The organism is Brucella tritici, assembly GCF_902825325.1.
Taxonomy (GTDB): domain Bacteria; phylum Pseudomonadota; class Alphaproteobacteria; order Rhizobiales; family Rhizobiaceae; genus Brucella.
In genome coordinates this window covers 1-8,085 of the sequence record NZ_CADEAR010000044.1, presented here as the reverse complement: position 1 = coordinate 8,085, position 8,085 = coordinate 1, and the positions used below count along the sequence as shown (strand labels likewise).

The following is an 8,085-nucleotide window of genomic DNA, read 5'->3' as shown; positions in this document are numbered from 1 at the left end:
CAAAGCAAAAGTTTTGACTGCCAGCCGGAAACCCATTCCGTCAATCACGAAAGACGTGGGCTATTCGTTGCGCTCACCGTCGACATGGCGATCGATAGCGATCATCAAATGCTGGTCGTCATCTGTTCCGCAGCAGGACATCCGAAAGTTAGTCGGTTCTTCCGCATGATACGCAGAGGCATCGAAAATCGACCAGAACTCCTGCTTGATGCGCGTGAGCTCGTGGATTTTGAAACCGTCGGCCCGCACGGGGACATTAATTCCGGCAAGTGCAATCGCGATGACGACCGCTATGAAAGATCTATTTTTCATTCAGGGCACCACTACATTAACTTGAGCGTGACCAGAGTGAATCTCGACCGCTACGCTTGAAAAAATAGTCAAAACTTGCGTCATAATAGCGTTCATGCAGCAAAATCAGTTCAGTCACAGTGACCCGGCACAGGGCAGTTCGACGCAACCGCGCTTGCAGCTTCTCTACCAAATTCAAGGGCAATTTGTAGTCCTTGGTTTTCTCCTTCAGGATAAAGTCGAATAATCCAAGGAGCGATGGGTGCCCCTTCCCTGACAAGAAGAAACCACACGCTGCCAAAAGAACCTTTCGCATCTCACACCATCGGTTTCGTCGTTAGCGTGAAACGATTGGGACTTACTGGGAAAGGCGCCTGCTCTGCATCAATATATGGTAAATCAGGCTGCTTTCAGTTCATGGATGGCTAAAAGCTGATCCTGAATAGCTACCGCCTCTGTTTTAAGGTCGTAACCTGACTGCAAATTCATCCAGAATTCGGGCGTGGTGCGGAAGAACTTCGCAAGGCGCAGAGCCGTGTCAGGTGTAACGGCAGTCTGCTCTGTCGCCAGACGCTCAATGCGAGTGCGAGGAACATTCAGATTCCTGGCAAGCGCGCCTGCACTCATCCCGAGCGGGATGAGATATTCTTCCCGAAGGATTTCGCCGGGATGGACCGGGGGGAGTTTACTGGTCATGGCTTCTTCCTTTCAGTGATAGTCAACAATTTCGATTTGTTCAGCGCCAGCATCGGTCCAAATGAAACAGATGCGCCACTGATCGTTGATGCGGATCGAGTGCTGCCCTTTACGGTCCCCCTTCAGAGCTTCCAGCCTGTTACCGGGAGGAGAGCGAAGATCATCGAGAATTACAGCACTATCGATCATGGTAAGTTTACGAACAGTTGTTCTTATCAAATCTGCCGGAAACCCCTTTGGCGCTTTGCCGCCTGCAACGGCTCTGGTTCTGGCGTCTTTGTAGGAACGGATCATATGTTACTCCTGCGGCTTGTATCATATCCTGATACAGCCAGGAGTCAATAGTTTTGTATCATATTGCGATACACCGCAGGGCTGAATGCCGAAAGTAAGGCTTTATCTCGACAGCCCCTGAAAATTTTGCTTTGATCCTTTGAGGGATTGGGGGATCCAAATTGTCGAAGGCAACCAACTGGATATTAGGGGCAGCTGCCCTGTTCATTCTCGCGAAGGTTTTCGGGAGTGACACGCCGGCCCCAGTATCGCCACTAGATGCAGTTCAACCAAAAACTTCAATCCCGGCAACCGAGCAGGCTCCGCAGCCTCTAGGCTTCATGCAGGCAACGACTCACCGACAGACAAACCAGCCGCCGCCATTGGCTGACCAGCATCCTTTCATCGGAAAATGGCTATATTCGACCGCCAGGGTAAACATGAGAACCGAGGCGTCGTTAACTGCACGCGTCAGTACGGTTATCGGGAAAGGTAAAAGGGTGAACGTTGTGAACTACCGTTCCGGATGGTTCAGCGTCACTTATGCCAATCGAACGGGATGGATTTCCGAGCGATACCTGGCCGAAAATCCGCCGCCTTTACCTCAAAACCCAGTTTCCGCCCCTCGAATAATGGCGCCGCCTGCCGCAAATCGCGCGGTTTCGGCGCATCAATCAGGTCAACCTATTCGGTCTCCATATGTTGGCACGTGTGATTGCCCATATGACGTCATGCGGAATGGCCGTTCGTGTGGGGGACGGAGCGCTTATAGTCGCCCAGGTGGGCGTAGCCCTGTGTGCTATCGCTAACGAAATTGCCATCAACTGGTTCGGCCTGGCGCAAATGTGCCAACTCACGACAGGTGGAGATTAATATTAAAGGTCAAAATGGGAGAATCCCGTCAGAGAATAATCGCGATAATCGTCAAACCCGGAGTCAAGGTAGCTTTCATTCTGTGAAAGCTTATTGTCATCGTATCTACACCGGCACGTGGGAACGAAGGTAAATCAAGATCCCCATTGGTCGTCTTTTCTGACATGACAGTGGAGGACTATATTGGGTTAATCACCGCACTCATCAGTTGGCTATGTGGGTCTTGCGCAAGTCAATTGGACGTTTATTTTCCGATTGCCAACCAAACTTGCCTCGCTCGCAAGAACGAGCGTCTTCACCGCATCCCTGTTGATGGGAATAATGCCTTGCTGCAGCATTTCTTGCACACGCTCTATAGTGACGCTGCTTGTGTAGATCGCCCGAGCCGAGAAGCATCCGCAGTCGCCAATTGGCCTATGCAATTGAAAATGGGTTTTCACCGTAATGGCATTCGCTTTTAAAACAGCGTTCTCGCCTGTGACCGTCACACACTCGGCCAGCTTGTTTTCAAAGGCGACGCCGCCAACATCCTCAGCTCCAGCTACTCCGCAAAACGATGCCGTTAGAACTACGCCGTAGATTAACCTGAGCATTAATCGATCCTTCTTTAACGTGGTGGCAACTGTTTGAGACAGCTGAGAATATCCGCGCCACAAACATGAACTTCGGAGCGTGTTGCTGGATCATCCAGCCAGCGGTGGTATGCGCTGCGGATCTCCACGTCCTTGTAATTGTAGGTTCTTGCTTTCTTACTGACACGGCTCGCTGTGAGCGCTTTCGGTGTAACAGCCATATGGGAAGCAAGTTCATTGAACTGCCAGTCTTTCTGCCGCTCTATGACCCGTACATGATAATAGGGATCATCCGGGCGCTCTGGCTGAACCTTGTAAACATCGGCCCACCGCACCCATTTCGGCGAAACGGACAAGATGATTGTTTCCTGATGCTCCTGGGCCAATACCGGGACGGATGTCAGAACACCGAGGGCTGTCAAAAGCAGGATGGGGGTCAACGATTTTGACATTCACGCATTCTCTCTGATGACCTGGCATTCATTAGCGCCGAACCCAAGGTGACACGGGTTATTGCGCTCTACATTATCTTTTTGTTGGCACGGATCCATGATTATCCCGCAACCAGATTTCCGTGTGCTTTCATTCCTGAAAACAACAGTTGGCTGATTGAAAAGGTCCCTCCTCTCGCCTTCTCCGTCAAAGATCGCAGATATCCGCCTGGCGAATTGATCGAGGCCAGTTTCTGGAGAATCCAGGCGATGGCCGTCGATGCGGATTCTGCCCCCATGAAATGGACTGCTTCCTGATAGGCCGAGCGACTGATGCCAAGAAAGCCGGAAACAATTCGTGACGCATCAAGAAGTTCCCGCCATGTGCCGATCCCGTTTATCCCGTATTCGCGGATATCCGGGCATGTTCGAAGCACTTGATCGAGAGAGATTGAAGGAGAAGCCCGAACTTGATCTTCTCTTTCGAGGCTCACAGCAACAAAGCTTTCCGAAGAAGGCTCTTTCAAATCAATCATTTTACCATTTTGAAATTCAAAAAGGGATTCTGGCAGGGATTCAATATGCTGCCGCTCAAACTGAGCGACGCTGCCGCTCAATTCCGGAACAATGCCTTTTGTTTTCAAGGCATTATCCAATTCACCACGAATGGCTTCAAGATTAGCGCTGACAGTGGCCAGTTGGGCGAGAGATGCGCGGCGAGGAATAGCGTCGACGACCTCACGGAAGCGAACGAACACTTCTTCCAGACTCTCACAAAGCTTGCCAGTTTCTTCGGCCGCTTCGGCAAAAATCGACGCGATATCTCTTCGCAAGACCGATACTTCGTCGCGAAGACGCTTCAGTGCTTTTTGTTCGGCGAGAATTTTCTCTGCATTTGCTGCAATTTCTGACACACGATCAAGCAATGGCGCAAAGGAAAATCCAAAAGCAAGCTCGACCTGCCCTTCCCTGTCCTTGTGAGCATAGCGTTTACGTGTCGGACTATCCTTGCGTTCAATGATCCTCGCTGCGACCAGGAATGCGAGATGTCGGCGAAGCGTGGACTCTGGCATACCATGAGCCCGGAGTGAAAGCTGGCGATTGGACGGAAAAACGACGAGGCCGTTTTTCTCACTCAGTTCATCTTCAGGCAGAAATGACAAAAGCGAGCTGAGCACTGCAAGGCAACGATCATTCAGCTTAAGCGCTGATTTGGCCACACAGAGCTGTTTGTAGATTACCCAACGGTTTACGCCCCTCCTCTGCCCTTTCTGTAGCTCAGGATTTTGGGTAAACATCTTCATTCGCCCACACTGTGTGGGCGTGATTGTCTCCAGAATTTGCATTTCCTCTCACCTTTCGAAAGGCAAAAGAAATCCACCCGCCAAAATGACGCTTATGACTCTTGACACCGATTCGGGGAAATGCGATTCTCAGTCTGCTAGAACTTTGAGAGAGGCTTCCACTACGGTAACGTTTGGGGGCCTTTTTCTTTTGCTAGAATCTCCTAGTTGCGTTGTTTTGTTACTTTGTATTCGTCGTATAAGCGTTTCATATTGTCTGAAATCCACTCACCGAAGGCCTTTCCTTCGATCTCCGAGAATTCGACCGCGTACACTTTAGACTTTGACTTGGCGACTACTCGTAATTGAGAGTCATCGGAACACCATCCCTCGGCTACTGAATTGGGTACTACTTTGTTCGCTTGCTTGAGCGAAGAAAAGATAGCCTCAAAGCGTTCTGTACTATTTAGGTTCAGAAAGGATTCGGATTTTATAACGGTTTCGAGAGAATTAAGCTTGTTACCTAGTAGTGTAGCCAGCGAATCCCATTTCGGTCGTCCAATACCTGGCGCCGCACCAATAGCCTGTATAAGCTCATCCGGTAACTTTCGAGCCAAAGCAATCATCTCGGATAAAACGCCTCTGGACGAGGTTCCAAATGTAGCCATGATTACGGCTCTGCTTGTCCCTCGGTCTTCCAAGCGTCGAGCGAACAGTGCTTTCTCAATGAAAGTGAGATCTTTGCGTTCAAGGTTTTCGTTGCCCTGCGCAATAATCAATTCGTCGTCGGACAATTCTCGAACGAAGGTTTTGACCTTCAGGCCAAGTTGTTTGAGAGCAGCGACGCGCCTATGCCCGTACGCGAGTTGATACCGACCGGACTGATCGGGCTTCGGTCGGACGAGCACAGGCACGGCTTGGCCGTTCTCCCGGATACTAATCAATAGAGCATCAAAATCAGTACCCGAATAATCATCAAGGCGATCCTTTACAAAGGACGCATCAATGAGATGTGCATCGAGCTCAACTATGGACTCACCATCAGCTAGTGTTTTGCGGAGCTCCTCCGCTTCGTTAGAAAGACCGGTGATCGCATCATTCATACTTTGTAATGCGCCCGAAGATACCTGTGGCCGCTTGGGTGTGTTCTCAGCTGAGAACTCGTGGTTGGAAGTGATTGGAGTTAAAAAATCTCGTAAAGCATCACGACGTTTGTTCATTTTCTACCCCATGCATCTCTAACGAGCTCTTCGAGTTCATGATTGACTGCGTCGAGAGCTTCGATCGCTCGATCATACGTCTGCCGATGAAAGTTTTCTCTGCCGACTTCGTAAAGAGTCTGCTTCGTAATGCCCGCGTCTGATATCGCGGCGGATTTGACCATGGAATTGGTCAAGACTCTATCTCCGAACAGACCCTTGAGGAGGCCCGCGATCTGTGACTGAGAGCCGTCGTTAGGTTCGTAGCGTGTTAGCACGTAGCGAAACCAATCATAGTTGGCATTGCCGCCTGCCCTTTCGACGACATCAAAAAGCCCCGCGGTCATGTGCAAGAACTGGCTCATAGATGCTACATCCAGCATTTGTGGATGTATTGTAACAAGTACAGAAGTTGCTGCGCAGAGTGCTGACAGGGTCAGGTAGCCGAGGGATGGTGGGCAATCGAGAACCACGATGTCGTAGTCGTCTTCTACGCTTTTCAGCGCTGAAGCTACTCGTGTAAAAAACAATTTGTCAGTTGATCGCGATGATGAAGTCAAGGCTCGGGGTGTTTCGTGTTCGAATTCCTGCAGTTCGAGATTACCGGGTACGATGTCGAGGCCACTAAAATATGTAGTTCGGATGATGCTTTTTAGTGACCGTTGAGCTTCGTCATATCGGATTGCACCGTAAAGTGTCTCGTTAGGTTCGAGGTCGAATTCTGGTTGTATTCCGAATAAAGCAGACAGCGATGCCTGAGGGTCGAGATCTGCGGCGAGGACACGATAACCGCGAAGCGCAAAGTACTGTGCCAAATGCGCAGCCGTAGTGGTTTTGCCCGAGCCGCCCTTAAAGTTCGTAACGGCGATCACCTGAAGCCGATCGTCATTCCGGCGACGTTGATCGTAACTCTTTTTATTTTTACTAAGGTAGTTCCGGATAGAGTGGATTTGGTCCAGGGAGTAAAGGCGTCTTCCAGCTGCGTTCTTTTCAGCTTCACCGATAACACCTTCGTTTACTAGTGTGCGAAGATAGACGTCACTGATTCCAATTAGCTTTGCGGCCTCGCCTGGAGCAAATTTACGTAACTCTTTCTGTGCTGTCGGCGGGAATGCGCGAGCGCGAAGATGCTGAAGCTGAGCGCTTAGTGTGTCTGCATCCGCTTCAATAAGCCGAGTTAACGACTTTTCTACGGTTTGCTTGACATTTGTAACATTGGCGCTCTGGATCATTAAAATCGCTCAACAAGGATAATTGCAGGATTGAGCGTCAGAATGACTGTATCTAGGTGAGTCGTCAACAACTTTAAAGTTAATGATAGATTAACGCCGTTTTGTATGGACACTGAAGACAGCAGTAATGCATTGGGTCAGATTATTGTTCTGTCGCCCAGCTACCGCAGAGTGGAGTGACTTAGCCCGACATCACCAAATGTGCTGTTCTCAGCTGAGAACACAACCCCTTGAATTGCAGCTTGGGAATGAGCCATTCCAGACTGAAGTGGGGGATTAGGTGTGCATACTGACGAATAGTCAATGACAGCAGTCGCTTCGAAGCATGCTGGGGTCGATTTGGACGGGTAGACTAGGTGTGGCGGGCCCCAGTCATCCCGAGACATCTCAGATGATCTGCGGTGGTTTGCCGATCAATTCTGTTCCAACAATATTCGAATTAAGGCCTCCGGTTGCAGACGCGCTACGTTGTGTCCGCAATTGAGCGAAAAGGTTGTCCAGTCCGGTTCGTGGCTCAGGCGTCGATAAAGCTCAAGGAAAGGACTTCCTTCCCAGCCATGCGCGCCTACGAATGTTTTGCGCGGAACATCTCGCCAGCGTCCAGTGAGAGTAATTGATTGGAGAAACGTTCCGATCGGATGCGGGCGGCATCTCGGGTCGAGACTGGGTGGTGGCGCGCAATTCAACCCGTCAGCCGCTGCGCCTGCGACAAACATGTCCCGAAAACGGGGTGTTGTCAGCGACCACACAGAGTCTCCCGAATCGGGCACGTAGGCATCGACGTAGACCAGGGCCCGGATTCGCGACGGTTTGATGTCTGCGACGCCGCTCACGACCATCCCGCCATAGGATTGCCCGACAAGAACTAGATCATCGTGGGTCTGCGACTGCACCAATTCGGCGACTTCGCCTATGTGACTTTCAAGGTTGGTCATTGGAGCAGGAACATCGCCCAGTCCCGAAAGCGTTACCGGCACGACGTTGTGCCCGTGCCTCGTCAATATGTCTGCTAAGTTCCCGTAGACCCACCCGCCCTGCCATCCCCCGGGTATCAGAATAAAAGTGGCCATAATATTTGTTCCAATCGTTGGTGCCGCAACGCGCTCTAGATCTAGTCTTATTTTTTGTGCTTTGTTGCCGAAATGGCCGGCAGCTTTGCGCTAGATTCCTATCGCTCTTTTGTGCGTTCGACACTGTCGGCTTTTGGACCTCATTGCGACTTTTGTTGTTATGAA

The 8,085-nt window shown here is 50.6% G+C and carries 10 protein-coding genes; 2 read left to right on the top strand and 8 right to left on the bottom strand.

Annotation, left to right across the window (positions count from 1 at the left end; genetic code table 11):
• Positions 1–372: hypothetical protein (locus tag HWX93_RS22910; RefSeq protein WP_210267251.1), on the top strand; the 372-nt coding region annotated here is incomplete at its 5' end.
• Positions 373–690: 318 nt separating this feature from the next.
• Here HWX93_RS22910 and HWX93_RS22195 read toward each other — a convergent pair.
• Positions 691–987, bottom strand: coding sequence for a HigA family addiction module antitoxin (locus tag HWX93_RS22195; RefSeq protein WP_109989486.1), 297 nt, complete (start codon positions 985–987; stop codon positions 691–693).
• Between the two features lie 12 nt (positions 988–999).
• On the bottom strand, positions 1,000–1,281 hold the full coding sequence (locus HWX93_RS22190) for a type II toxin-antitoxin system RelE/ParE family toxin (protein ID WP_109989485.1): 282 nt from the start codon (positions 1,279–1,281) through the stop codon (positions 1,000–1,002).
• 320 nt (positions 1,282–1,601) lie between these two features.
• On the opposite strand from HWX93_RS22190, the gene HWX93_RS23120 reads away from it, so the two are divergent.
• Entirely contained in the window at positions 1,602–2,069 is a 468-nt protein-coding gene (locus HWX93_RS23120) for an SH3 domain-containing protein (RefSeq protein ID WP_306461012.1), read from the top strand.
• A gap of 276 nt (positions 2,070–2,345) precedes the next feature.
• On the opposite strand, the gene HWX93_RS22180 is transcribed toward HWX93_RS23120, so the two are convergent.
• From HWX93_RS22180 to HWX93_RS22155, 6 genes are all read right to left on the bottom strand, one after another.
• On the bottom strand, positions 2,346–2,726 hold the full coding sequence (locus HWX93_RS22180; RefSeq protein ID WP_176038754.1) for a DUF2195 family protein: 381 nt from the start codon (positions 2,724–2,726) through the stop codon (positions 2,346–2,348).
• Between the two features lie 14 nt (positions 2,727–2,740).
• The gene (locus HWX93_RS22175) at positions 2,741–3,157 is read right to left on the bottom strand and encodes a DUF5086 domain-containing protein (protein WP_176038753.1); all 417 of its coding nucleotides are present in this window, start codon (positions 3,155–3,157) and stop codon (positions 2,741–2,743) included.
• A 101-nt stretch (positions 3,158–3,258) separates the two neighbouring features.
• Entirely contained in the window at positions 3,259–4,482 is a 1,224-nt protein-coding gene (repC, locus tag HWX93_RS22170) for a plasmid replication protein RepC (RefSeq protein ID WP_109989482.1), read from the bottom strand.
• A 161-nt stretch (positions 4,483–4,643) separates the two neighbouring features.
• Positions 4,644–5,639 (bottom strand): plasmid partitioning protein RepB, encoded by a 996-nt coding sequence (gene repB, locus HWX93_RS22165; protein WP_109989481.1) that lies wholly within the window; start codon positions 5,637–5,639, stop codon positions 4,644–4,646.
• Positions 5,636–6,850 carry a plasmid partitioning protein RepA gene (gene repA, locus HWX93_RS22160; RefSeq protein ID WP_109989480.1) on the bottom strand — a complete coding sequence of 405 codons (1,215 nt, stop codon included), beginning with the start codon at positions 6,848–6,850 and terminating at the stop codon, positions 5,636–5,638. Before repA ends, repB begins: the two co-directional genes overlap by 4 nt.
• A 413-nt stretch (positions 6,851–7,263) precedes the next feature.
• Positions 7,264–7,920, bottom strand: coding sequence for an alpha/beta fold hydrolase (locus tag HWX93_RS22155; protein ID WP_109989479.1), 657 nt, complete (start codon positions 7,918–7,920; stop codon positions 7,264–7,266).
• Positions 7,921–8,085 lie beyond the last annotated feature (165 nt).